Below are 24,248 nucleotides of genomic sequence, written 5' to 3'. Positions count from 1 at the left end.
AAATGTCAAACTGTCCTGTCACCGGGGAGGGCTGGAAGCCACTGACCCGGCGTCGATCCAAGGAGGAGCAAACGTGTCGGACACCGCTGCCGGAGCCAGTGCCATCCCGGTCCTCGACGAGACCGAGGCGACGCCTGCGACCGCCGAGGGTGCCCGTCACGATGCGGTCGAGGGGCTCGCCGCCCCCGCGGCCGTGCGCGCCGCCGACGAGGCCGACGCCGCCCAGGACGCCGCCCGCCGGGCGAAGGCCGACGCCGTGGCGGCGGGCCGGGCCCTGCGCCACGAGCCCGGCCGGTTCGTGAACCGCGAATTGTCCTGGCTGCAGTTCAACCGCCGGGTGCTGGAGGAGGCCTCGAATACCGGCCACCCGCTGCTCGAGCAGCTGCGCTTCCTGTCGATCTCGGCCAACAACCTCGACGAGTTCTTCATGGTGCGGGTCGCCGGCCTGCACGACCAGGTCCGGGCCGGCCTCACCGCGCCGTCCGCCGACGGCCTGTCGCCGGCCGAGCAGCTCGCCCGCATCGACGCCGAGGTGTCGGGCCTCGCCCGCGACCAGCAGCGGCGCTGGCGCGAGCTGCGCGAGGCCCTGCACCAGAACGCCATCGACCTCGTGGAGGCGATGGACCTCACGGCCGAGGAGGCGGCCTGGCTCGAGGATTACTTCCTCCAGCACATCTTCCCGGTGCTGACGCCGCTCGCCATCGACCCGGCGCACCCGTTCCCGTTCATCCCCAACCTCGGCTCGACCATCGCGCTGACCCTCGTGCGGCCGCGCGACGCCCGGGTGCTGCGGGCGCTGATCCGCCTGCCCTCGATCATCGACCGCTTCGTGCGCCTGCCCGATCCGGGCGGCAGCGGCACCGCGCGCTTCATCGCCATCGAGCAGGTGATCGTGCTGTTCACGAGCCGGCTCTTCCCGGGCTACCTCGTCAAGGGCCAGGGCGGCTTCCGGGTGGTGCGCGATTCCGACCTCGAGATCGAGGAGGAGGCCGAGGACCTGGTGCGCCACTTCGAGACGGCGCTGAAGCAGCGCCGCCGCGGCGTGGTGATCCGGCTCGAGGTCGACGCCAACATGCCGGAGGACCTGCGCACCTTCGTCGCCGACGAGCTCGAGATCGCGGTCGATGCGGTGTTCCTCGTCGAGGGGATGCTCGCCCTCAACGAGCTGTCCCAGATCGTCGGGATCGACCGGCCGGACCTGAAGTTCAAGCCCTACAACCCGCGCTTCCCCGAGCGCATCCGCGAGAGCGGCGGCGACTGCTTCGCGGCGATCCGCCAGAAGGACTTCATCGTCCACCACCCCTACGAGTCGTTCGACTCGGTGGTGCAGTTCCTGTCGCAGGCCGCCCGCGACCCGAACGTCGTGGCGATCAAGCAGACGCTCTACCGCACCTCGTCGAACTCACCCATCGTCGCGGCTCTCGCGGAAGCCGCGGAGGCCGGCAAGTCGGTGACGGCCCTCGTCGAGCTCAAGGCGCGCTTCGACGAGGAGGCCAACATCCGCTGGGCCCGCAACCTCGAGAAGGCCGGCGCCCAGGTGGTGTTCGGCTTCATCGAGCTGAAGACCCACGCCAAGCTCTCGATGGTGGTGCGCCGCGAGGGCGACCGCCTGGTGAGCTACTGCCACGTCGGCACCGGCAACTACCACCCGATCACCGCCCGGATCTACACCGACCTGTCGTTCTTCACCGCCGACCCGGTGATCGGCCGCGACGTCTCGCGGATCTTCAACTTCATCACCGGCTACGCCGAGCCGGCGGAACTCGAGCGGATGGCGGTCTCGCCGCTGACCCTCAAGGCGCGGCTGCTCGAGCACATCGCCGAGGAGATCGCGCACGCGAAGGCCGGCCGTCCGGCGGCGATCTGGATCAAGTGCAACTCGCTCGTCGACACCCAGATCATCGACGCGCTCTACGACGCGAGCGAGGCCGGGGTGCCGATCGACTGCGTGGTGCGGGGCATCTGCTGCCTGCGCCCCGGGGTGCCGGGCCTGTCGGAGAACATCCGCGTCAAGTCGATCGTCGGGCGCTTCCTCGAGCACGGCCGGGTCTACGCCTTCGGCAACGGTGCCGGGCTGCCGCACCCCAAGGCCAGGGTCTACATCTCGTCGGCGGACCTGATGAGCCGCAACCTCGACCGCAGGGTCGAGGCGATGCTGCCGATCCTCAACCCGACGGTGCACCAGCAGGTGCTCGACCAGATCATGATGGCGAATCTCCTCGACAACCAGCAGAGCTGGCGTGTACTGGCGTCGGGCGCGAGCGAGCGGATCGAGCCCGCCGAGGGCGAGGAACCCTTCAACGCGCACAAGTATTTCATGACCAACCCGAGCCTGTCGGGGCGCGGGAAGGCATCGAAGAAATCAAGTCCGCGCGCGCTCAGCCGGCGCGCCCAGCGCGCCTGACGCGGCGGTCGGGGGTCGGTCCCCGGGGCCATCCGTCCGGCGGCGCTCCCGTCATGAGGACCTGGATGGGCCTGGATCAGACCGCCCTGAACGAAGCCGCGCTCGCCCGGATCGAGCCCGGCGCCCCCGTCGCGATCATCGATATCGGCTCGAACTCCGTCCGGCTGGTCGCCTATTCGGGCATCAGCCGGGCGCCGACGCCGCTCTACAACGAGAAGGTCCTGTGCGGCCTCGGCCGCAACGTGCTCTCCACCGGCCGCCTCAACGAGGAGGCGGTGCGCCGTGCCCTCCAGGCGCTCGCCCGGTTCCGGGTCCTGTGCGAGACGATGCGGGTCGGCCAGGTCTTCGTGCTGGCCACCGCCGCCGCCCGCGACGCCGAGAACGGCCCGGCCTTCCTCGAGGCGGCACAGGCCGCCTGCGGCCACCCGATCGAACTGTTGTCGGGCCGGCGCGAGGCGGAACTGTCGGCCTACGGCGTCATCTCGGGGTTCCACGCGCCGGACGGCGTCGTCGGCGATCTCGGCGGCGGCAGCCTCGAACTCGTCGACGTGCGCGGCTCGGCGATCGGCAGCGGCGTGACCATGCCGCTCGGCGGCCTCGCGCTCCAGGACCTCAGCGGCGGCTCGCTCAAGAAGGCGCGCAAGCTCGCGGCGGAAGCCCTCAGGAAGGCCGGCCCGCAGCTCGATACCTTGAGAGGCCGCACCTTCTACGCCGTCGGCGGCACCTGGCGGGCGCTCGCCCGCCTGCACCAGGCGGCGCGGGACTACCGCCTGCACGTGATGCACGGCTACACCATCGAGCCGAACGACGAGCTGTCCTTCCTCCAGGTCGTCGAGCAATCCGACGCCGCGACGCTCGCCGCCGTCGAGACCGTGTCCGAGGCGCGCAGGCCGCTGCTCGCCTACGGCGCCGTGGTGCTGGAGGAGGTGATCCGCTCGGGGCGTCCGCGCGAGATCGCGATCTCGGCCACCGGCGTGCGCGAGGGCCTGCTGTTCGAGAAGCTCGACGCCGCCGCCCGCGCGCGAGACCCGCTGCTGCTCGCGGCGAGCGAGCTCAACCGCCTGCGCTGCCGCAGCCCCGGCCACGGCCCCGAATTGCAGGCCTGGACCGACGCCTTCATGGCGAGCCTGTCGACGCCTGAGACCGCCGACGAGCGCCGGCTGCGCCACGCCGCCTGCTTGCTGGCCGATGTCGGCTGGCGCACCCATCCGGATTACCGCGGCGAGCAGAGCCTCAACGTCATCGCCCACGCCTCCTTCGTCGGGATCGACCATCCGGGCCGGGCCTACCTCGCCGTCGCGGTGTTCTTCCGCCACGAGGGCGTCGCCCCCGAGAAGGCGAGCCCGCTGCTGCGCCAGCTCGCCGGCCCGCGGCTGTTCGAGCAGGCGCGGCTCCTGGGCGCCGTGCTGCGCGTCGCCTTTCCGGTCTCGGTGGCGATGGAGGGGATCCTGCCGCGCACGCCGCTCGCGATGCGCGACGGCGCGATCGTCCTCACCCTGCCGCAGGATCTGAAGGATCTGGCGAGCGATCGGCTGTCGAACCGGCTGCGCGGGCTCGGGCGGCTGCTCGGGGTCGAGGCGCGCATCGAGATCGAGGGGTAGGGGCGTATCGGTCGGGTCGTTTGGATACCGGCACTTCGCCGCTCGCATGGTGCGGGATGAGTGCTTTAGGTTTCTGAGTCTGCCGCATTGTCTGCGGCGAACCGGTATCCACTTCGTCGGACAATGCTCTAGCGACACGTGATGCACGAATAGGATCGTGATGCTGTCGAGCAGGCCTCATGCCTGACGAGTTCGTCCTCGGACAACAGCCCGAGACGGTCGAGGCATGGTGCGGCGTCGCTCGCCGCAACCAGGCAGCCTCGCGCACATTATTGAACCGTTCGCACCCGCTCGAAGCGTGGAGCGCAGCTGGTTTCGCCGTCGAGTGCGCACTGAAGGCGGCTGTGATGTCACATCTGCGCTTCAATCGTTTTCCTGCTCGGGAGGAGCCGCCCGATCTCTACACGCACGATTTGGTGCATCTTGCGCGACAGGCCGGTATCGACTTCGGCGCCCTAATACGGGATCCGGTGGCTCCCTCGTTCCAGACCGTGCTTCTCTGGAAGCGAACGGAGGGGGTACAATCCGAAGCCCATGCCGATGAGGGTCGCACGGGACATGGTAACGGCGGCGATCGGGCCGGATGGAGTAATCGTGTGGCTGGCCAGACGCTACCGACTGGACATTTAAAAGCCGGCGCCGAGTATCTGTCCGCCCTGCGTGGGTTGGGGCTCGATCCGGAAGGCTTGCTCTGGGCACACGACCGTACCGTCCAGGACTTCGTCCTCGTTCTAGTGACGGCGCAGTTCGACGCGGTCGGCCCCCTCGAGCTCTATCGTCTGCTGACGCATGCATACAACGCGGCGGCAACGCCGCAGGCCGTGTCCCCCGTTCGTGGTACGACTGCATTCGCCGGCTCAGTCGGTCGCCCACGAACTGCTCAAGGCTTATGGGTGGGACATTCACGCGGATCCAGACCAGCTCGACCCGACGGGTCTTACGGTGACGGTTGAACTGAGCGTCGGCGACCTGACATTCCGTCCCGAATGGGTCTACCAGCTTCGAGCTCGGAAGGTCTCTCCGGCCGAGCGGGCTCGGCGGTGGCGGCGCTTCAAGGGGAACGTCGACGCGCTCGCGGCCTGAGCCGACCGACGAACCGACGACGCGGGCCTATCCAACCCGCTCCAGGATCGGCTCGCGCGCCGCAGGCGCCTCCGCCCCGATACGATAGGCCGCGAGGATCGCGGCCTCCGCCCGCGCGGCCTCAGCCTCGCTGCGGGCATGCACGATCGCCAGCGGCCGGTCCGGCCCGACCTCGTCTCCGAGCCCGGCCAGCGCCGTGAGACCGACGGCGTGGTCGATCCCGTCCTGCGGCCGGGTGCGCCCGCCGCCGAGCCCGATCACCGCGACGCCGACATACCGCGTCGCGATGGCGACGACCCGGCCCGCCGTGGGCGCGGGGATCGGGCGGATCACGGGGGCGCGGGGTAGGTGGCGCTCGGGATGCTCGATCAGGTCGGCCGGCCCGCCGAGCGCCGTGACCATGCGGGCGAAGATGTCGGCGGCGCGGCCGGAGGCCAGGGCCTCTTCGAGGCGGGCGGTCGCGTCCCGCGTGTCGGCGCTCAGGCCCCCCAGCACCAGCATCTCGGCGCCGAGCGCCAGGGTGACGGCGTGGAAGCGCGGCTCGCGCCGGCGCTCCGAGAGGTAGTCGAGGGCGTAGGCCACCTCGACGGCGTTGCCGGCGGCCGAGGCCAGCGGCTGGTCCATGTCGGTGAGGAGCGCCCGGGTCGGCAGGCCGGCCCCGTTCGCGACCGTGACCAGGCTCTCGGCGAGGCCCCGCGCCTCCTCGGCGGACGCCATGAAGGCGCCCGACCCCGCCTTCACGTCCATGACGAGGCCCTGCAAGCCGGCGGCGAGCTTCTTTGCCAGGATCGAGGCGGTGATCAGGTCGAGGGATTCGACCGTGCCGGTGACGTCCCGGATCGCGTAGAGCCGCCGGTCGGCCGGGGCGAGGTCCGGGGTCTGGCCGATCACCGCGCAGCCGACCTCGCGGGTGACGCGCCGGAACAGGTCGACGTCCGGCGCCGTGGCGTAGCCCGGGATGCTGTCGAGCTTGTCCAGCGTGCCGCCGGTATGGCCGAGGCCGCGGCCGGAGATCATCGGCACGTAGCCGCCGCAGGCCGCGACCATCGGGGCGAGGGCTAGGCTCACCGTGTCGCCGACGCCGCCGGTCGAGTGCTTGTCGAGGACGGGCCCGGGCAGGTCCCAGGTCAGCACCGTGCCCGAGCGGGTCATCGCCCGGGTCAGCGCGACGCGCTCGGGCAGCGACAGGCCGCGGAAGAACACCGCCATCGCGAAGGCCGCCGCCTGGCCCTCGGTGACCCGGCCTTCGGTCAGGCCGGCGATGAAGGCCTCGATCGCCTCGGGCGGCAGCGCGTGGCCGTCGCGCTTGAGGCGGATCAGTTCCTGCGGCAGCAGCGTCATGGGGTGGTCCCGGGGAGGAGGATCAGAGGTCGCCGGCGAGGAGGGCGGCGACGAGGCGCCCGACGTCGTCGGCCGCCTGCGCCGCCACCCGCTTGGTCTCGGCGTGATGCGGCGCACCGGTCTGGAAGCCGGCGGCGTAGTTCGTCACGAGCGAGAGCGCCGCGACCCGGAGGCCGAAGAACCGCGCCAGGATCACCTCCGGCACCGTCGACATGCCGACGAGGTCGGCGCCCAGGATCTTCGCCATGCGGATCTCGGCCGGTGTCTCGAAGCTCGGGCCCGAGAACCAGGCGTAGGTTCCGGCGTGCAGCGGCACGCCGCTCACCGCCGCCGCGTCCCTCAGCGCCGCCCGCAAGGCCGGATCGTAGGCATCGACCATCGGCACGAAGCGGGCGTCGGACGGCTCGCCGACGAGCGGGTTCAAACCCGAGAGGTTGATGTGGTCGGTGACGAGCGCGAGGCTGCCCGGGCCGGCCTCGGACAGGAGCGAGCCGGCGGCGTTGGTGAGGAGGAGGGGCGGGGCGCCCAAGGCCGCCACCACGCCGACCGGCACCCGCATCACGGCGGCGTCGCCGTGCTCGTAGGGGTGGGCGCGGCCCTGGAACAGCAGCACCCGCCGGCCGCCGAACAGCCCGGCGACGAGCCGCCCGGCATGGCCCGAGACGCCGGAGGCCGGGAAGTGCGGGATCTCGCCGTAGGGCAGGGCGACCGGATCCTCGATCCGATCGGCCAGGGGCCCGAGCCCGGTCCCGGTGACGAGGGCGAGGGTGTAGGGGCCGTCGAAGCCGCGCGCCCGCAGGAACGCGGCGGCTTGCGTGACGCGGGGATCGTGCGGTGCGCTCACGCGAGGTTGTCCGGCCCGAACGAGGCGGGCAGCAGGGCGTCGAGGGTGAAGGTGCGGCGCACGCCCCCCGGCCCGGCGACGTGGATCGGCGTGTCGGGCCCGGCGAATTCGCGGATGCGCTGGCGGCAGGCGCCGCAGGGCGTGACCAGGGCCTCGCCGTCGCCCAGCACCAGGATCGCGGCGATGCGCCGGCCGCCGGCCGCCACCATCGCGGCGATCGCCCCGGCCTCGGCGCAGGTACCGACCGGATAGGCGGCGTTCTCGACGTTGCAGCCGGCATGCACCGCCCCGGTCTCGTCGCGGAGCGCGGCGCCGACGCGGAAGCGCGAATAGGGCGCGTGCGCCCGCGCCTGGACCGCCCGGGCCGCGGAGAGCAGGGTCTCGGTGGGGAACAGGGTGTCGATCGGCTCCATCCTCGGCCTTCCTCGCCCCCGGTCGTCGGGTGAGCCCGGATCATGGTCGTCGGGCAAGCCCGGATCATGGCCGCGCGCGCGCCCGCCGTCGAGCCCGTCGACAAGGCGCCATGGGCGCCCTACACCCCTGGGGATAGCGGTCGAGAGGGGTGAAGCGATGCTGGGACGGTTCGAGCGCGGCGGGTCCGGCGAGGCCGTCGTCGAGTACGGCGACAGCAACCTGCGGGTGGTGCGGCCCGGCCGGTTCGTGCGCTGCGCGGTGACCGGGGTCGAGATCCCCCTCGACGCCCTGCGCTACTGGAGCGTCGAGCGCCAGGAGGCCTATGCCGATACCGACGCCGTGATGGCGCGCCTGCGCGGGGCGTCACAGACCGCGTAGCAGGCCGGCGAGACCCTCCGGCTCGTCGAGCGCCAGCACCACCGGCAGCGTCGCGACCGGCATCGCCGCGGGAAGCCGCACCCGGTCCTTCTCGGTGGTCACCAGGAGAAGGCCCCGGCGCGCCGCCTCGACCGCGAGGGACTCCGCCTCCGCCGCCGTGAAGGCGTGGTGGTCCGGGAAGGCGCGGGTCTCGCGCAGGTCGGCCCCGAGGTCGCGCAGGGTCGAGAAGAACTTCTCCGGCCGCCCGATCCCCGCGAAAGCCAGCACCGGACGACCGCCGAGGGTCGCAGCCGCCTCCGGATCGGGCGCGAGCCGGCCGCGCAGGGCCGGCAACCCGAGCGCGCGGGCCTGCGCCAGCACCCGCTCCCCGGGCGCGCCGTCGCCGATCGCCAGGGCGGCGTCGATGCGCGGCCACTGCGCCGCGGCCGGCGCCCGCAGCGGGCCCGCCGGAAACGCCCGACCGTTGCCGAGCCCGACCGCGCCGTCGAACACCGCGAGCACGAGGGCCTTGGCGAGGCTCGGGTTCTGCAGCCCGTCATCCATCACCACCACGTCGGCGCCGGCCGCCACGCAGGCGCGGGCGCCGGCGACGCGGTCGCGGGCGACGATCGCCGGGGCGGCGCGGGCGAGGAGCAGCGGCTCGTCGCCGACCTCGTCCGCACGGTGCAAGGCGGGATCGACCCGCACCGGGCCGGGCAGCCGCCCGCCATAGCCCCGGCTCAGGAAGGCCGGGCGCCGGCCGAGGTCGCGCAACTGAGCCGCCACGGCGAGCGCGGTCGGGGTCTTGCCGGCGCCGCCGAGGGTGAAGTTGCCGATGCAGACGACCGGGCAGGGCGCGGCCGCGCCCTGCGCGGACATCCGGCGGGCGGCGAGCGCGCCGTAGACCGTAGCCACCGGCGCGAGCAGCCGGGCGGCGGGCGTCGGCGCGTCGCGCCACCAGAAGCCCGGCGCCCGCCTCACGAGGCGAACCGTCCGGCGATCATCAGCTGGCAGATGAAGGGCTCGAGGGCCGCCATCGCCCGGTCGGTGGCGCCGCCGGCCTCCTCGATCGCGGCCGCCGCGGCCCGGGCCATCCGCTGGCGGCCGGCGGGATCGGCCAGGAGCTCGCCGACCGCGGCCGTCAGCTCCTGCCCGTCCCGCACGGTGCGGGCGCCGCCGGCGCGCTCCAGCGCGGCGTAGACCGAGGCGAAGTTGCGCACGTGCGGCCCGGACAGGATCGCCGTGTCGAGCCGGGCCGGCTCGATCGGGTTCTGCCCGCCGTGGCGGGCGAGGGAGCCGCCGACGAAGGCCAGCGGGCACAGGCGGTAGAACAGGCCGAGCTCGCCCACCGTGTCGGCGACGTAGAGGTCGACCTTGTCGTGCGGCTGGCCGCCCGCCGCCCGGCGCCCGACCCGCAGGCCCGCCGCGGCGGCATCGGCGGCGACGGTCGGGCCGCGCTCGGGGTGGCGCGGGACCACGACCGTGAGGAGGCCGGGATGCCGCCGCGCCAGCGCCCGGTGGGCGGCGATCGCCGCGGCCTCCTCGCCCGGATGGGTCGAGGCCGCGAGCCAGACCGGGCGGCCGGCGACGACGCCGGCGAGCTGGCGCAGCGGCTCGGGATCGGCCGGCGGCGGGCCGGCATCGAATTTCAGGTTGCCGCCGGCCTCCACCCGGGGGGCGCCCAGCCGCGCGAAGCGCTCCGCCTCCTCGCGGCTCTGGGCGAGGCAGAGCGCGATGCGCGAGAGGAGCGCGCGGGCGATCCCCGGGGTGCGCGACCAGGCCTTCGCCGAGCGCTCGGACATCCGCCCGTTGACCAGGATCAGCGGCACCTCGCGCGCGTGCAGGGCCAGGATGGTGTTGGGCCAGATCTCGGATTCGGCGACGAGCGCGAGGTCCGGCCGCCAATGGTCGAGGAAGCGCGCGACGTAGCGCGGCGCGTCGAGGGGCGCGAACTGGTGGAGCGCACCGCGGGGCAGCCGCCGGGCGAGCAGCTCGGCCGAGGTGCGGGTGCCCGAGGTGACGAGCACCGTGAAGCCGCGCCGGGTCAGCCGCTCGACGAGGCCGAGGAGCGACAGGGCCTCGCCGATGCTGGCGCCGTGGGCCCAGACGAGGGGGCCGGCGGGGCGCGGCTTGCCGGGCCGCCCGGTGCGCTCGGGCAGGCGCACCGGGTCCTCCTTGCCGCGCCGCCGCCGCCAGGCGAGGAGCCCGGCGAGCGCCGGCTCGCCGGCGATCAGCCCGTAATGGTAGGCGCGCAGGAGCGCCGGGACCCCGTCGCGCCTCATCGGGCCGGAGCCCCTTTCCGGGTGTGGACCGGGTCGATCCGGCCGACCTGCGCGAAGGCCCGGGCATGCACCGCGTTGAGGTCGGCCTCGATGCGCTGGCGCACCGCCTCGATCCCCGCCGCATCGAGGTCGCGGGGGACCGCGATCGGCTCGCCGAAGGCCATCACGCCGCGGCCGAAGGGAAGGCCGAGGCTCGCCCGGTCCCAGCTGTCGAACTGGATGTAGCGGCTCGTCACCACGGCGGTCGGCACCACCGGCCGGCCGGACATCCGCGCCAGCAGCACGATGCCCTCGCCGCAGCGCCGCGACACCTTCGGCACGTCGGCGCTGAACGCCACCGATTCGTCGCCCTCGAGCGCCTTGAGGCAGCCGCGCAGGGCCTGCACGCCGCCCTTGGCCCAGACGTCGCTGGAGCGCCGGGCGCCGGAACCGCGCATCACCCGCACGCCCATCCGCTCGAGCACCGCGGTGTTCACGCCCCCGTCGACCGAGCGCGACACCATCGTGGCGACCCGGTCCTGGGGCCGGCGCACGAACGGCACCATCAGGTGCTGGCCGTGCCACATCGCGGCGATGAACGGCCGCAGCGGCGTCAGCCAGTCGTAGGCATCGGGCGGGTCGAGGCTGAAGCGATTCGTGCGGCGCACCAGCTTCAGGTAGCTCGCGCCGAGGAAGCCGAGGCTCTCCTGGGCCGCCCGGCTGCGGGCGATGCGGGTGACGACGCTCATGCGGACGAAACGCTCGGGAAGGGGACGCCAAGGGAAGGGGGGCACGCGGCGGGACGCGACGCGGGCGCCCCCCCGCGAATCCGGGCGCCGTCATGCTCCGTTCGGGACCGCGAGGCAACCGTCGGCCGCGTGCGGCACCACACCCGCGTTGCGACGGGGGTCGGTTTCGGCAGGGATCCCCGCGTAGGCGGGGGAGCCCACGGATTAACCCTGGCCGTCAAATTTCCCCGGGGTCGATCCCCGCGTAGGCGGGGGGAGCCCCTTCGTCGAAGCGATCGCGGCGGCAAACCGGGGGTCGATCCCCGCGTAGGCGGGGGAGCCTAGATCCAGGTGGACACCGCGAAGAACACGGCGGGTCGATCCCCGCGTAGGCGGGGGAGCCCACTCCGCAGCTCAGGTCGCACCCCTGTCCGAGGGTCGATCCCCGCGTAGGCGGGGGAGCCCGCGAACTCCATCAACTGGAAGTGCGCGGCGGGGGTCGATCCCCGCGTAGGCGGGGGAGCCTTAAGCATGTCGAGCGTCTGGCCGAGCCACGCAGGTCGATCCCCGCGTAGGCGGGGGAGCCGACACGCTGATCGAGGACCAGGACACCTATCGGGGTCGATCCCCGCGTAGGCGGGGGAGCCAACGGGCCGTAGCCGTCGGCCCGCGGCAGGCAGGGTCGATCCCCGCAAAGGCGGGGGAGCCTTCCGCTCCGGCGTCGCCGGCCTGGATGCGTGGGGTCGATCCCCGCGTAGGCGGGGGAGCCTGGCTTGGCGGCATCATCGGCGTGGTCGGAGGGGGTCGATCCCCGCGTAGGCGGGGGAGCCTTCGACGCCCCGCCATACGGATGAATAAGAAAAGGTCGATCCCCGCGTAGGCGGGGGAGCCGGAAACTCAAGCGCTCTGGAAACTGGATGCTGGGGTCGATCCCCGCGTAGGCGGGGGAGCCGACCATGTGCTCGCCGCTAGAGAACCCGAAGCCGGTCGATCCCCGCGTAGGCGGGGGAGCCGTCGCTTGCGAGGACGAGACGGGGGCGTGATGCCGGCGTCTGAAGGTCGATCCCCGCGTAGGCGGGGGAGCCGCGGTCGGGACCGACGCGATCGCCGAGACCTGGGGTCGATCCCCGCGTAGGCGGGGGAGCCCGGGTCGCCCCGAAGGCCGTGAGCGTCGCGAGGGGTCGATCCCCGCGTAGGCGGGGGAGCCGACGGCACGGGCACGCTCGAAGAGGTCGGCCAGGGTCGATCCCCGCGTAGGCGGGGGAGCCGGATCGCGTCTACGCACGCAACTTGACCGCACGGGTCGATCCCCGCGTAGGCGGGGGAGCCGGCTCGTCGGCCCAAGGTTCGGCCTTAGGATCGGGTCGATCCCCGCGTAGGCGGGGGAGCCGCGACTTGCCGGTCGGTCAGCTTCGACGAGGGGGGTCGATCCCCGCGTAGGCGGGGGAGCCCGGGTGGCGCCGAGCGTCGTCAGGGCCGACACGGGTCGATCCCCGCGTAGGCGGGGGAGCCTACTTCGACTTCGAAGCGCCCGAGGCCAGCGAGGGTCGATCCCCGCGTAGGCGGGGGAGCCGATCCAGGTCAGCAGCACGCGATAGCCGCCGAGGGTCGATCCCCGCGTAGGCGGGGGAGCCGTCGCCAAGGCGGCGAAGGACGACAGCTACACGGGTCGATCCCCGCGTAGGCGGGGGAGCCTTCAGTCATTAGTGTCCCTCGTGCGGCTTCGGGGGTCGATCCCCGCGTAGGCGGGGGAGCCTCCTTCGGCTTCGGCCCTCTCCCCGGGCCCGACGGTCGATCCCCGCGTAGGCGGGGGAGCCCTCGAGGCCGAGGGGCACCGGCGTTGGGTCTACGGTCGATCCCCGCGTAGGCGGGGGAGCCTTCGAGACGAGGTCCCAGCTGGTCGAGGTCGGGGGTCGATCCCCGCGTAGGCGGGGGAGCCGGGGCCGCCTTCCCGCCCTACCCGCGGGATCGGGGTCGATCCCCGCGTAGGCGGGGGAGCCCGGCCCGACCGGGTCTGTGCCTGTCCCGTCTCGGGTCGATCCCCGCGTAGGCGGGGGAGCCTCTGCCAGATAAGTATCTGGCACCATTCACGATGTCAAAGAGCGTCGCCGATATGGGACCAAATACCTAATGCCCAGCTTCGAGAGAATGCCGGGCGCGCGCCGGTTCGTCGAGGGGGTGGCGTGACGATCGATCGGGTGCGTCCCACCGCCCGACGGACCTTGTTTGGAATGGCTCCAATCAATAGATTGGAGCCATTCCAAACAGGAGCGCGCGCATGATGGCCCTGACCGATCTCACCGAGCGCGAGGTGCTGGCGCTCGCCATCGCCAGCGAGGAGGAGGATTCCCGCATCTATCGCAGCTTCGCCGAGAGCCTGCGGGCCGATCTGCCGGGCTCCGCCGGGCTGTTCGAGGCGATGGCCGACGAGGAGCGGGGGCACCGGGACGACCTCTACGCCGCCTACCGGCAGCGCTTCGGCGAGCACCTGCCGCCCCTGCGGCGCGAGGATGTGCGGGGCTTTCCCCGCCGCCGGGCGGTCTGGTGGCAGGGGCTGGACGCCGGCCGGATGCGGCGGGAGGCGGAGGCGATGGAGGCGCAGGCCGCCGGCTTCTACGAGCGGGCGGCGGAGCTGTCCCGCGATCTCGGCGTGCGCCAGCTCTTCACGCGGCTCGCCGAGATCGAGCGCGGCCACGGCCGCCGGGCCGGGGCGCTCGCCGCCGCGCAGGAGACGGGCGCCGCCGCCGACGAGGAGGCCCGCGCGGCGCACCGCCTGTTCGTGCTGCGCTACGTGCAGCCGGGGCTCGCCGGGCTCATCGACGGCTCGGTCTCGACGCTGGCGCCGCTCTTCGCCGCCGCCTTCGCCACCCACAACAACTGGCAGACGTTCCTGGTCGGCCTCGCCGCCTCGATCGGCGCCGGGATCAGCATGGGCTTCACCGAGGCCCTGTCCGACGACGGCAGCATCACCGGGCGCGGCTCGCCGTGGCTGCGCGGCCTCGTCTGCGGGATCATGACGGCGGTCGGGGGCCTCGGCCACACGCTGCCCTACCTGGTGCCGGATTCCTGGACGAACGCCTTTTCGGTCGCGACCGTGCTCGCCGCCCTGGTGGTGGCGGTGGAGCTGCTCGTGATCTCGGGGATCCGCACGCGCTACATGGAGACGCCGTTCTGGCGCGCCGCCCTCCAGGTGGTGCTCGGCGGGGTGCTGGTGCTCATCGCCGGCGTCGCGATCGGGAGCGCGTGAGGCGGGCCCGATCGAGGGATCTCCATGCGGCACCGTGCGCGGGGGGCGGCCGCGAAACCCGCTCCCGCTACCTTGAAAATGGTCTAGAAACGGCGGGCGAAGGCGCTGAAGAACCGCCCCCGGGGAACCGTCCCCCAAGGAACCGTCCGAGGAACCGCCGTGCAGACCAGCTTCACCCCCGCGCAGCTCGCCGACCCGGCCATGGCGGCCTCGGAGAAGATCCTGCGCACCTGCGTGCATTGCGGCTTCTGCACCGCCACCTGCCCGACCTACCTGCTGCTCGGCGACGAGCTCGATTCGCCGCGCGGGCGCATCTACCTGATCAAGGACATGCTGGAGGGGGGCAAGCCCGCGAGCCCCGAGGTGGTCAAGCACGTCGACCGCTGCCTGTCGTGCCTGTCCTGCATGACCACCTGCCCGTCGGGGGTGCATTACATGCACCTCGTCGACCACGCCCGCGCCCATATCGAGAAGACCTATTCGCGCCCGGCGGAGGACCGGCTCCTGCGGGCGGTGCTCGCCCGGGTGCTGCCCTACCCGAACCGCTTCCGGCTCGCGCTTCTCGGCGCCACCCTCGGGCGGCCGTTCCGGGGGATCGCCGCGAGGATGCCGAAGGTCGGCAACCGGCTCGCCGCGATGCTCGACCTGGCGCCCGGCGCGCTCCCGACCCGCTCGGCCCATGACAGGCCCGGCCGCTTCCCGGCCGCCGGCCCGCGCCGGGGCCGGGTGGCGCTCCTGCGCGGCTGCGCCCAGAGCGTGCTGCGGCCGGACTTCAACGAGGCGGCGATCCGGCTGCTCACCCGCCACGGCGTCGAGGTGGTGCAGGCCAGGGGCGAGGGCTGCTGCGGCGCGCTCACCCATCACATGGGCCACGAGGACTCGTCGCACGCGCTCGCCCGGCGCACCATCGACGCCTGGATTGCCGAGATGGACGGCGAGGGGCTGGACGCCATCGTGGTCACGGCCTCGGGCTGCGGCACCACGATCAAGGATTACGGCTTCATGTTCCGCGACGACCCGGCCTACGCGGCGAAGGCCGCCCGGGTGGCGGGCCTCGCCCGCGACGTCACGGAGTACGTCACGAGCCTCGGCCTGTCCGAGCCGGTGGTCGAGACCGACCTCGTCGTCGCCTACCACTCCGCCTGCTCGATGCAGCACGGGCAGGGATTGCGCACCGAGCCGAAGGCGCTGCTCGCCCGCGCCGGCTTCACCGTGAAGGACGTGCCCGAGGGCCACATCTGCTGCGGCTCGGCCGGCACCTACAACATCCTGCAGCCGGAACTCGCCGCGCACCTGCGCGCCCGCAAGGTCGCCAACATCGAGCGCGTGCGGCCCGACGTGATCGCCACCGGCAATATCGGCTGCGCCACCCAGATCGGGAAGGGCACCGAGATCCCGATCGTCCACACGGTGGAACTGCTCGACTGGGCCACCGGCGGCCCGCGTCCGGCGGCGCTCGACGGAGTGGCCGACCGGCGGCCGGCGCTGGCGGCGGCGGAGTAGGGGCCGCTCGCCGCGGGGCGGGGGACAGGGCAGTCCGGGGGAAAACCTGTCAGAGATCAGGCGCGGGTCCCCCCCTCTCCCGTGTGGGAGAGGGGGGGACCCGCGCCGTTTCATGTCACGGCATGATTCTGGGGGGGCCGGCGCGCCGGCGCCCTACGCCTCCGCGGGCTTCGCCTCGGCCTTGGGACCGCCCTTCGCCACGCCGACCAGGGCCGGGCGCAGGACGCGGTCGCCGATGACGTAGCCGGTCTGGACCACCTGCACCACGGTGCCGGAGGTCACGTCGGGGTTGGGCACCTCGAACATCGCCTGGTGCAGGTTGGGGTCGAAGCGCTGGCCCTGGGGCTCCACCTTCTTCACGCCGTGGCGCTCGAGGGTCTTGATGAGGTCGCGCTCGGTCAGCTCGATCCCGTCGACCAGCGCCTTGAGCGGGCCCTCGGCGCTCGCCCGGGCGTCGGCCGGCACGCTCTCCAGCGCGCGGCGGACGTTGTCGGCGGCGTTGAGCATGTCGCGGGCGAAGTTCGTCACCGCGTAGGTGCGGGCGTCGGCCACCTCGCGCTCGGTGCGCCGGCGCAGGTTCTCCATGTCGGCCAGCGTGCGCAGCAGCTTGTCCTTGAGGTCGAGCTTCTCGGCCTCGAGGGCGGCGAGCGCGTCGCCGTTCGGCGCGGCCTCCGGCGCGGAGGCGGGGGCGCCCTCGGCAGCCGCGGGCTCGTAGGCCCGCGCGGCGTTCTCCGTGTCGTTCGGCGTCATTGTCATTCCGGAAATGGGTCTGGGAATGACCCCGATATCAGGTGGACGGCCGGCGAAATCAAGCTTCGCCGGCGGCCGGCGCGGCCTCCGGCCGGGCGTCCTTCTGCCCGCGCCGGCCCGGGCCGCCGCGGGGCAGGTCGGCCTCGAACACCGCCATCACGGCCCGGCGGATCGTCGCCTGCCGGTCGGGCTGGGTCACCTTGGTGCCGGTGAGGTCGGTGACGTAGAACACGTCGACCGCCCGCTCGCCGAAGGTCGCGACGTGGGCCGAGGTGATGTTGAGGTTGAGCCGGCCGAGCGCGGAGGTCAGGTCGAACAAGAGGCCCGGCCGGTCGAGGCCGGAGATCTCCAGCACCGTCTCGCGGGCCGACAGCGCGTTGTCGATCGACAGGTCCGGCGCGACCTGGAAGGTGCGCGGCCGGTCCTTCGCCGGATGCTTGTCGGCCACGAGGTCGGCGATGCGGATCTCGCCCTTGAGCGCCCGCTCGATCGCCGTGGCGATGCGGCCGGCCCGGCGCAATTCGTCCTCGTCGCGCTCGAAGGCCCGCGACAGGGTGATGGTGTCGAGGACGAAGCCGTCGGCGGTGGTGAAGATCTGCGCGTCGACGATGTTGCCGCCCGAGGCCGCGCAGGCGCCGGTGAGGATCGCGAGCAGCCGCGGGTGGTCGGGCGAGTAGACGCAGAGCTCGGTGACCCCGCGCGAGAGGTCGGTCTCGAAGGTGGTGGCGACGGTGTGGCCGGCCTCCGCCGCCGCGCGGATGAAGCGGGCGTTCTTGAGCTGGCGCCCGGCATCGACCTTGAGCCAGTAATGCGGGTAGTGCCGGGCCGCGTAGGCGTCGAACTCCTCCGCCGCCCAGTCGGCGAGCTGCTCGCGCAGGCGCATCTGGATCAGCCGGACGCGATCGGTGCGCGGGACCTCCGAGCGCCCGCCCGAGAGCACCATCTCGGTCTCGTAGTAGAGGGTGCGCAGGAGCGTCGCCTTCCAGGCGGTCCAGGTCCCGGGCCCCACCGCCTTGATGTCGGCGATGGTGAGGATCAGGAGCAGCTTCAGCCGCTCCAGGCTCTGCACCACGCCCGCGAAGGTCTCGATGGTCTTCGGATCCGAGAGGTCGCGGCTCTGGGCCGTCATCGACATCAGGAGGTGGTGCTCGATGAGCCAGGCGACGGTATTCGTCTCGGCGGCGTCGAGCCCGAAGCGCGGGCCGAGCTTGCGGGCGACGGCGGCCCCGGCGATCGAGTGGTCGTCCTTCCGGCCCTTGGCGATGTCGTGCAGGAACATCGCCACGTAGAGGGCGCGGCGGTTCTGGATCGTGCCGACGATGCGGTGGGCGAGCGGATGCTCGTCCTCGAGCTCCCCGGCCTCGATCTTGCCCAGCACCCCGAGCGAGCGGATCAGGTGCTCGTCCACCGTGAAGTGGTGGTACATGTTGAACTGCATCATCGCGACGATGCGGCCGAAATCCGGCACGAAGCGCCCGAGCACCCCGGTCTCGTTCATGTGCCGCAGCACCGTCTCGGGGGCGTTCTGGGAGGTCAGCAGTTCCAGGAACAGGCGGTTGGCCTCCGGGTCGACCCGCACCATCGGGCCGATCAGGGCGAGAGAGCGCGTCGCGAGCCGGCTCGCATCGGGGTGGATCGCGAGGTCGTGCCGGTCGGAGAGCCAGAACAGCCGGATCAGGTTGACGGGATCGCGCTCGAAGGCGGCGTCGTCGCGAACGTCGAGCCGGCCGGTATGGATGCGGAAATCGTCCGCCTCGAGGTCGGGGGCGCGGAAGTGCTGCTTGAAGCGGCGCAGCCAGCGGTCGAGCACCGGCGGGCGCTTGGCATGGCGCGCCTCCATCTCGGCGCAGACGATGGCGGTGAGGTCGCCGACGTCCTTGGCGATCAGGAAGTACGACTTCATGAACCGCTCGACCGCCGCGAGGCCGCCGCGGGCGCCGTAATCCAGGCGCTCGGCGATGCGCGGCTGCAGCCCGAAGGACAGCCGCTCCTCCGAGCGCCCGGTGACGAAGTGCATGTGGCAGCGCACCCGCCACAGGAACTCGTCGCAGCGCTCGAACAGCCGCAACTCGTCGGGGGTGAACAGCCCGGCCTCGACGAGGTCCTCGGCCCGCTTCACCCGGAAGGTGTACTTGGCGATCCAGAACAGGGTGTTGAGGTCGCGAAGCCCCCCCTTGCCGTCCTTGACGTTGGGCTCGACGAGGTAGCGCGAGGCGCCGCTCTTCTGGACCCGGGCGTCGCGCTCCTTGAGCTTCGCCTCGACGAACTCGGCCGCCGTGCCCTGCACCACCTCGCGGTCGAAACGGGTCTCGAGCTCCTCGAACAGGGCGCGGTCGCCGAACAGGAAGCGCGATTCGAGGAGGGCCGTGCGGATCGTCATGTCGCCCCGGCCCTCGCGCAGGCAGTCGGCGACCGAGCGGGTGGCGTGGCCGACCTTCAGCTTGAGGTCCCACAGCACGTAGAGCATCGCCTCGACGACGCTCTCGCTCCAGGCGGTCTGCTTGTAGGGCAGGAGGAACAGGAGATCGATGTCCGAGCCAGGCGCCAGCAGGCCGCGGCCGTAGCCGCCGGTCGCCACCACGGCGATCTGCTCGGCCGCCGTCGGGTTGTCGGCCCGGTAGAGCCGCTTGACCACCGCGTCGTAGATCGCCCGGATCACCGCATCCATCTGGGCGCAGATCAGCCCGGCGCAGGCATGGCCGTCGCGATCGGTGAGCAGACGCCGCTCCGCCTCGGCGCGGCCCGCCTCGATGATGCGGCGCAATTCCGGCACCAGGCGCTCGCGCAGGCGCGTCGGCTCGCTGAGCGACTGGTCGATGCCGGCGAGGAGCGCGCGCAGGGCGGCGTCGGTGTCGGACGGGTCGATGGCGGTGGTGTCGGGCATGGCAGCCGGGGTCGGGGCGTTGAGGGGAGCGCGGCCGGGTCCCGTCGCGTCGCCCCTGTTTCGCATCCCGGCCCGCCGAAAGCCAACGCTTCCGCGCGGCCCGCCGCGTCCGTTCGCTGCGAAAGGCTAATCCGCTTCACCGGCCGGATCGTTTGACACTCCGAACGGTGCGCCCTAGCTTCCCGTTCGGCCGCCCGCGTTCGCGGCGCCGGCCAGCCAGGGAGAGACGATGCGCATCCACCGCCGCGCGCTGATCGGCGCCGCCCTCGGGGCCGTCGGCCTCGCCGCCGCCGGCACGCCGGCCCTCGCGCAAGTCAAGGAGCCGGCAAGGAAGGAACCGGCCAGGGAGGTTCGCCTCGACTGGGCGACCTACAACCCGGTCAGCCTCGTCCTCAAGGAGAAGGGCCTGCTCGAGAAGGCGCTCGCCGGGGACGGCGTGACGGTGCGCTGGGTGCAGTCGCTCGGCTCCAACAAGGCGCTCGAGTTCCTCAACGCCGGCTCGATCGACATCGGCTCGACCGCCGGCGCCGCGGCCCTGCTCGCGCGCATCAACGGCAACCCGATCAAGGCGGTCTACGCCTTCTCGCGGCCGGAATGGACCGCGCTGGTGACCCGGCCGAATACCGGCATCGCGGCCGTGGGGGACCTGAAGGGCCGCCGCGTCGCCGTCACCCGCGGCACCGACCCGCACATCTTCCTGATCCGGGCGCTGCGCGGCGCCGGCCTGACCGAGCGCGACGTGAAGCTCGTCCTGCTCCAGCACCCCGACGGGCGCACGGCGCTCGACCGCGGCGACGTCGATGCCTGGGCGGGCCTCGACCCGATCATGGCGGCGGCCGAGATCGAGAACGGCGACGTGCTGTTCCACCGCGACCCCGCCGCCAACACCTGGGGCGTGCTCAACGTCCGCGAGGACTTCGCCACGCAGAACCCCGAGCTGACGCGCAAGGTGCTGGCGGCCTACGAGGAGGCGCGGAACATCGCGCTCGCCGACCCGCAGGAGCTGAGGCGCATCCTCGTCGCGGCGACGAAGCTCCCCGAGCCGGTGGTGGCGCGCCAGCTCGAGCGCACCGACCTGTCGCAGCCGGCGATCGGCAAGCTCCAGGCCGAGACGATCCTGGATGCCGGCACCGCGCTCCTCGATGCCGGGGTGATCCCGGCCGGCACCGATGTCGGCGCCGCGGTCCAGGCACTGATCGATCCGCGCTTCGGGCCGGCGGCGCGGTAGGGGCATGGAGGCCGGACCGCTCACCCTCGCGGCCGCGCCGGTCGGGGAGGTCCCGCGGCGGGCCCGGCGCCTGCCCGGCGGGCGGGCGCTCGCCGGGCTCATCCTGCCGCTCGCCCTCGCCCTCGCCTGGGAGGGCGCGGTGCGGGCGGGCCTGGCTCAAGGGAGGCTGGTGCCGCCGCCGAGCCGGGTGCTGGCCACCCTGTGGGGGCTGGCCGCGAGCGGCGAGCTCTGGACCCACGTGCTCGCCAGCCTGACCCGGGTCGCGGCCGGGTTCGGGTTCGGGGCGCTCGCCGGGATCCTGGTCGGGGCGCTCACCGGCACCCTGCCGCCCGTGCGGCGCCTGCTCGATCCGAGCCTGCAAGCCCTGCGGGCAATTCCCTCGATCGCCTGGGTGCCGCTGTTCATCCTGTGGTTCGGCATCTTCGAGGCCTCGAAGATCACGCTGATCGCGGTCGGCGTGTTCTTCCCGGTCTATCTCGGGGTGGCGGGCGCCATCGCGGGGGTCGACCGCAAGCTCGTCGAGGTCGGGCGCGTCTTCCGGCTCTCGCGGTTGGCGCTCGCCCGGCGCATCCTGCTGCCGGCGGTCCTGCCCGCGACGCTCGTGGCCCTGCGCACGGGCCTCGGGCTCGGTTTCATGTTCGTGGCGGCGGCGGAGCTCCTTGGCGCCTCGGAGGGCCTCGGCTACCTCCTCCTCGACGGCCAGCAGCTCGGCAAGCCCGACCAGATCGTCGCGGCGATCCTGGCCTTCGCCGCCCTCGGCAAGCTCTGCGACGCGGTGCTCGTCGGGCTGACCCAGCCGCTCGCCCGCTGGCAGGACACGGCGCGGGATTCCCTCTGAGATGCGCGATCCCGACATGGTGAACCCGCGATGCTGATCCTCGACCGGCTGTCGAAGACCTACGCCGACGGCACGCGAGCGCTCGCCGACCTCTCCCTCGAGGTCCGGGCCGGCGAGATCGTGGCGCTGATCGGCGGCTCGGGCTGCGGCAAGACCACCCTGCTGCGCCTGATCGCCGGGCTCGACCGGGCGAGCGCCGGCCGCATCAGCCTCGACGGCGAGGGGATCGCGGCGCCGCATCCCGGGGTCGGCATCGTGTTCCAGGAGCCGCGGCTGCTGCCCTGGCTCAGCGTCGCCGACAACGTGGCGTTCGGCCTCGCCGACCTGCCGAAGACCGAGCGCCGGGAAAGGGCCGCCCACGCGCTCGACCGCGTCGGCCTGTCCGAGCATGCCGGGCGCTGGCCGCGCGACCTCTCCGGCGGCCAGCAGCAGCGGGTGGCGATCGCCCGCGCCTTCGTGGCCGCCCCGAAGGTGCTGCTCCTCGACGAGCCGTTCTCGGCCCTCGACGCCCTGACCCGGGCCGGGCTGCACCGCCACCTGCTCTCCTTGTGGGAGGAGAGCCGGCCGACCGTGCTCCTCGTCACCCACGACGTCGCCGAGGCGGTGGCGCTCGCCGACCGGGCCGTGGTCCTGCGCCCGAAGCCCGGCCGGATCGACGACACGATCTCGCTCTCCTTGAGCCGCCCGCGCCAGCCCTCGGCGCCGGGCAGCGAGGCGGCCGCCCGCACCATCATGGCGAGCCTCGACCGTTCGCTCCGCCCGGAGGAGCCGGCCGACCGGGCAAAGCCCGACGCCTCCGCCCTGTGGTGGTGACGCCCTTCGCCGTGAGTCCTTCCAGGTGAGCCCTGGCGAGGCGACGGCGCGGGATGCTAAGCCGTTCGCCCATAAACAGGGAGGACACGATGGACGCCACCGAACTGCGCTCGCTCCAGGCCCCGATCAAGGACCGCTACCGCACCGATCCGGACGCGGCGGTCATCACCCTGAAGGCGCAAGGCTCCCTCGACGACGGCGGCATCGCCTGCAAGGTCGAGACCGGCCGGGCGCTGGCGGTGGCCGGCCTGCACCCGGCGAGCGGCGGCTCGGGTGCCGAACTCTGCTCCGGCGACATGCTGCTCGAGGCCCTGGTCGCCTGCGCGGGCGTGACCCTGAAGGCCGTGGCGACCGCCCTCGAGATCCCGCTGCGCAAGGGGCTGGTCAAGGCCGAGGGCGACCTCGATTTCCGCGGCACGCTCGGCGTCGACAAGGGCGCGCCGGTCGGCTTCCGGGCGATCCGGATGAGCTTCGAGGTCGATTCGGATGCGCCGCAGGAGAAGCTGGACCAGTTGCTCAAGCTCACCGAGCGCTACTGCGTGGTGTTCCAGACCATCAACCAGAAACCGCAGCTCGACGTGGTGATGACGCGGGGGTGAGAGGCACCATCTCGCGACAAATGCCCTGACCGCACACATCCGGACGGGCATCCGCGCAGGATGACCGTCCATCGCATCGAGCGCTTTTCCTCGACGTTTGCGGCACATCGGTAAAATCCGACGCAGCGTTGGAACGCCGGTCGATCGGACGACGATGCCCGCGGGGAGGACCGTGCAGTGGATCAGGATCGCGAGAAACTGATCTCCACCGAGCAGGCCAAGCCGACGGCGACCGACGTCAACGGCATCGCCACATTCGCGGTCGGCCGCCTTGCCCCCTCGATCGCCGCGGGCGGCACCATCCACGACGTCGATCCCGGATTAGCGAAGGGAATCATGCGCTTCCAGATCAACGCCTCGGGTGCCTCGCTGGTGATCTCGGTCGTTTGCTTCTTCACCAGCGGGTTCCTGCATTGGACTGCCAGACGCATGCTCCGGAACCTCCAGTAACGAGCGACCTGCCCCTGCTCGCGCTGCTCGGGGTTCCCGTCGGCGCACTGATCCTCGCCGGCTGGGCCCTCTGGCTCACGAAGCGCGCGCTCTGAGCCGAGCCACCCTCACTCCCCCCGCGCCAGGAATTGCCGGAACCGCTCCGAGCGCGGCGCGGAAAAAACCTGCTCGGACGGCCCGTCCTCCAGGATCCGGCCCTCGTGCAGGAAGACCACCCGGTGGGCGACGTCGCGGGCGAACGCCATCTCGTGGGTGACGACCAGCATGGTGCGGCCCTCCTCGGCGAGCGCCCGCATCACCCTGAGGACCTCGGCGACGCGCTCGGGGTCGAGGGCGGAGGTCGGCTCGTCGAAGAGCAGCACCCGCGGGTGCATCGCGAGCGCCCGGGCGATGGCGGCGCGCTGCTGCTGGCCGCCGGAGAGATGGGCCGGGTAGTGGTCGCGCTTGTCGGCGATGCCGACCTTGGCGAGCAGCCCCTCGGCCTCGGCGACGCACTCGGCCCGCTTGCGGCCGAGCACATGGACTGGCGCCTCGATCACGTTCTCCAGCACCGTGCGGTGGGACCAGAGGTTGAAGCTCTGGAACACCATGCCGACCCGGGCGCGGATGCGGTCGACCTGGGCGCGGTCCGCCGGCACCCGGCCGCCGCGTCGGGCGCGCCAGGCCACCGCCTCGTCGCCGACCACGACCTCGCCGGCCTCCGGCACCTCCAGGAGGTTGATGCAGCGCAGCAGCGTCGACTTCCCGGAGCCGGAGGAGCCGAGGATCGCCACCACCTCGCCCTCGCGCGCCGAGAGCGAGACGCCGCGCAGCACCTCGAGCGGGCCGAAATGCTTGTGCAGGCCGCGGACCGCGACGGCCTCGGGACGAGTGGGCGAGGGGGCGAGCATGGAGGACAATCCG

20 protein-coding genes and 1 CRISPR repeat array are annotated in these 24,248 nt (G+C 72.7%); of the genes, 11 read left to right on the top strand and 9 right to left on the bottom strand.

The features are described 5' to 3' along the window. Positions 1 to 73: 73 nt before the first annotated feature. From DK419_RS16815 to DK419_RS28725, 3 genes are all read left to right on the top strand, one after another. The gene (locus DK419_RS16815) at positions 74 to 2,404 is read left to right on the top strand and encodes an RNA degradosome polyphosphate kinase (RefSeq protein ID WP_109960094.1); all 2,331 of its coding nucleotides are present in this window, start codon (positions 74 to 76) and stop codon (positions 2,402 to 2,404) included. A gap of 65 nt (positions 2,405 to 2,469) precedes the next feature. Beyond that, positions 2,470 to 4,005: an exopolyphosphatase gene (gene ppx / locus DK419_RS16810; RefSeq protein ID WP_109960093.1), complete on the top strand. Its 1,536-nt coding sequence runs from the start codon at positions 2,470 to 2,472 to the stop codon at positions 4,003 to 4,005. A 179-nt stretch (positions 4,006 to 4,184) separates the two neighbouring features. Beyond that, positions 4,185 to 4,958, top strand: a complete 774-nt coding sequence (locus tag DK419_RS28725) for a hypothetical protein (protein WP_162561287.1) — start codon at positions 4,185 to 4,187, stop codon at positions 4,956 to 4,958. Between the two features lie 157 nt (positions 4,959 to 5,115). Here the strand turns inward: DK419_RS28725 and deoA are convergent, their stop codons facing one another. From deoA to DK419_RS16795, 3 genes are read right to left on the bottom strand one after another with little or no spacing between them, the layout of a single operon-like run. Next, positions 5,116 to 6,429, bottom strand: a complete 1,314-nt coding sequence (gene deoA, locus DK419_RS16805; protein ID WP_109960092.1) for a thymidine phosphorylase — start codon at positions 6,427 to 6,429, stop codon at positions 5,116 to 5,118. A 22-nt stretch (positions 6,430 to 6,451) separates the two neighbouring features. After that, entirely contained in the window at positions 6,452 to 7,273 is an 822-nt protein-coding gene (locus DK419_RS16800; protein WP_109960091.1) for a purine-nucleoside phosphorylase, read from the bottom strand. Continuing rightward, complete coding sequence (locus tag DK419_RS16795; RefSeq protein WP_208642207.1) at positions 7,270 to 7,686, bottom strand: cytidine deaminase; 417 nt, start codon at positions 7,684 to 7,686, stop codon at positions 7,270 to 7,272. The genes DK419_RS16800 and DK419_RS16795 overlap by 4 nt, the downstream gene beginning before the upstream one ends. A 157-nt stretch (positions 7,687 to 7,843) precedes the next feature. Here DK419_RS16795 and DK419_RS16790 point away from each other — a divergent pair, with 157 nt between their 5' ends. Continuing rightward, positions 7,844 to 8,065 carry a DUF2093 domain-containing protein gene (locus tag DK419_RS16790; protein ID WP_109960090.1) on the top strand — a complete coding sequence of 74 codons (222 nt, stop codon included), beginning with the start codon at positions 7,844 to 7,846 and terminating at the stop codon, positions 8,063 to 8,065. Here the strand turns inward: DK419_RS16790 and lpxK are convergent. From lpxK to DK419_RS16775, 3 genes are read right to left on the bottom strand one after another with little or no spacing between them, the layout of a single operon-like run. Further along, complete coding sequence (gene lpxK, locus DK419_RS16785) at positions 8,051 to 9,025, bottom strand: tetraacyldisaccharide 4'-kinase (protein WP_109960089.1); 975 nt, start codon at positions 9,023 to 9,025, stop codon at positions 8,051 to 8,053. The genes DK419_RS16790 and lpxK overlap by 15 nt on opposite strands. Then, positions 9,022 to 10,326: a 3-deoxy-D-manno-octulosonic acid transferase gene (locus DK419_RS16780; RefSeq protein ID WP_109960088.1), complete on the bottom strand. Its 1,305-nt coding sequence runs from the start codon at positions 10,324 to 10,326 to the stop codon at positions 9,022 to 9,024. Before DK419_RS16780 ends, lpxK begins: the two co-directional genes overlap by 4 nt. Further along, entirely contained in the window at positions 10,323 to 11,054 is a 732-nt protein-coding gene (locus tag DK419_RS16775) for a lysophospholipid acyltransferase family protein (protein WP_109960087.1), read from the bottom strand. The genes DK419_RS16780 and DK419_RS16775 overlap by 4 nt, the downstream gene beginning before the upstream one ends. Positions 11,055 to 11,223: 169 nt before the next feature. Continuing rightward, a CRISPR array of direct repeats spans positions 11,224 to 13,094; the repeat unit is 29 nt; unit sequence GGGTCGATCCCCGCGTAGGCGGGGGAGCC. 217 nt (positions 13,095 to 13,311) lie between these two features. On the opposite strand from DK419_RS16775, the gene mbfA reads away from it, so the two are divergent. Next, positions 13,312 to 14,280, top strand: a complete 969-nt coding sequence (gene mbfA / locus DK419_RS16770) for an iron exporter MbfA (RefSeq protein WP_109960086.1) — start codon at positions 13,312 to 13,314, stop codon at positions 14,278 to 14,280. Positions 14,281 to 14,439: 159 nt separating this feature from the next. Beyond that, entirely contained in the window at positions 14,440 to 15,783 is a 1,344-nt protein-coding gene (gene glcF / locus DK419_RS16765; protein WP_109960085.1) for a glycolate oxidase subunit GlcF, read from the top strand. A gap of 153 nt (positions 15,784 to 15,936) precedes the next feature. On the opposite strand, the gene grpE is transcribed toward glcF, so the two are convergent. Both grpE and DK419_RS16755 read right to left on the bottom strand, forming a co-directional pair. Beyond that, positions 15,937 to 16,533 carry a nucleotide exchange factor GrpE gene (grpE, locus tag DK419_RS16760; RefSeq protein ID WP_109960084.1) on the bottom strand — a complete coding sequence of 199 codons (597 nt, stop codon included), beginning with the start codon at positions 16,531 to 16,533 and terminating at the stop codon, positions 15,937 to 15,939. 58 nt (positions 16,534 to 16,591) lie between these two features. Further along, positions 16,592 to 19,417, bottom strand: a complete 2,826-nt coding sequence (locus DK419_RS16755) for a [protein-PII] uridylyltransferase (RefSeq protein ID WP_109960083.1) — start codon at positions 19,415 to 19,417, stop codon at positions 16,592 to 16,594. Positions 19,418 to 19,646: 229 nt separating this feature from the next. Here DK419_RS16755 and DK419_RS16750 point away from each other — a divergent pair, with 229 nt between their 5' ends. The 5 genes from DK419_RS16750 to DK419_RS16730 all read left to right on the top strand — a co-directional run bounded on the left by DK419_RS16750 (position 19,647) and on the right by DK419_RS16730 (position 23,345). Next, a complete protein-coding gene (locus DK419_RS16750) occupies positions 19,647 to 20,645 on the top strand; it encodes an aliphatic sulfonate ABC transporter substrate-binding protein (protein WP_109960082.1) in 999 nt (332 codons plus the stop codon). A gap of 4 nt (positions 20,646 to 20,649) precedes the next feature. After that, the gene (locus DK419_RS16745) at positions 20,650 to 21,483 is read left to right on the top strand and encodes an ABC transporter permease (RefSeq protein ID WP_109960081.1); all 834 of its coding nucleotides are present in this window, start codon (positions 20,650 to 20,652) and stop codon (positions 21,481 to 21,483) included. Positions 21,484 to 21,513: 30 nt separating this feature from the next. Next, positions 21,514 to 22,296: an ABC transporter ATP-binding protein gene (locus tag DK419_RS16740; RefSeq protein ID WP_109960080.1), complete on the top strand. Its 783-nt coding sequence runs from the start codon at positions 21,514 to 21,516 to the stop codon at positions 22,294 to 22,296. A gap of 89 nt (positions 22,297 to 22,385) precedes the next feature. Further along, positions 22,386 to 22,895, top strand: coding sequence for an OsmC family protein (locus DK419_RS16735; protein ID WP_109960079.1), 510 nt, complete (start codon positions 22,386 to 22,388; stop codon positions 22,893 to 22,895). A gap of 177 nt (positions 22,896 to 23,072) precedes the next feature. After that, positions 23,073 to 23,345: a hypothetical protein gene (locus tag DK419_RS16730; protein WP_109960078.1), complete on the top strand. Its 273-nt coding sequence runs from the start codon at positions 23,073 to 23,075 to the stop codon at positions 23,343 to 23,345. 107 nt (positions 23,346 to 23,452) lie between these two features. Here the strand turns inward: DK419_RS16730 and DK419_RS16725 are convergent, their stop codons facing one another. Beyond that, entirely contained in the window at positions 23,453 to 24,235 is a 783-nt protein-coding gene (locus DK419_RS16725) for an ABC transporter ATP-binding protein (RefSeq protein ID WP_109960077.1), read from the bottom strand. Positions 24,236 to 24,248: the final 13 nt, after the last annotated feature.

Source organism: Methylobacterium terrae, assembly GCF_003173755.1.
Lineage (GTDB): Bacteria > Pseudomonadota > Alphaproteobacteria > Rhizobiales > Beijerinckiaceae > Methylobacterium > Methylobacterium terrae.
Note: the sequence above shows the minus strand (reverse complement) of the source record. Positions and strands in the feature narration are given on the sequence as shown.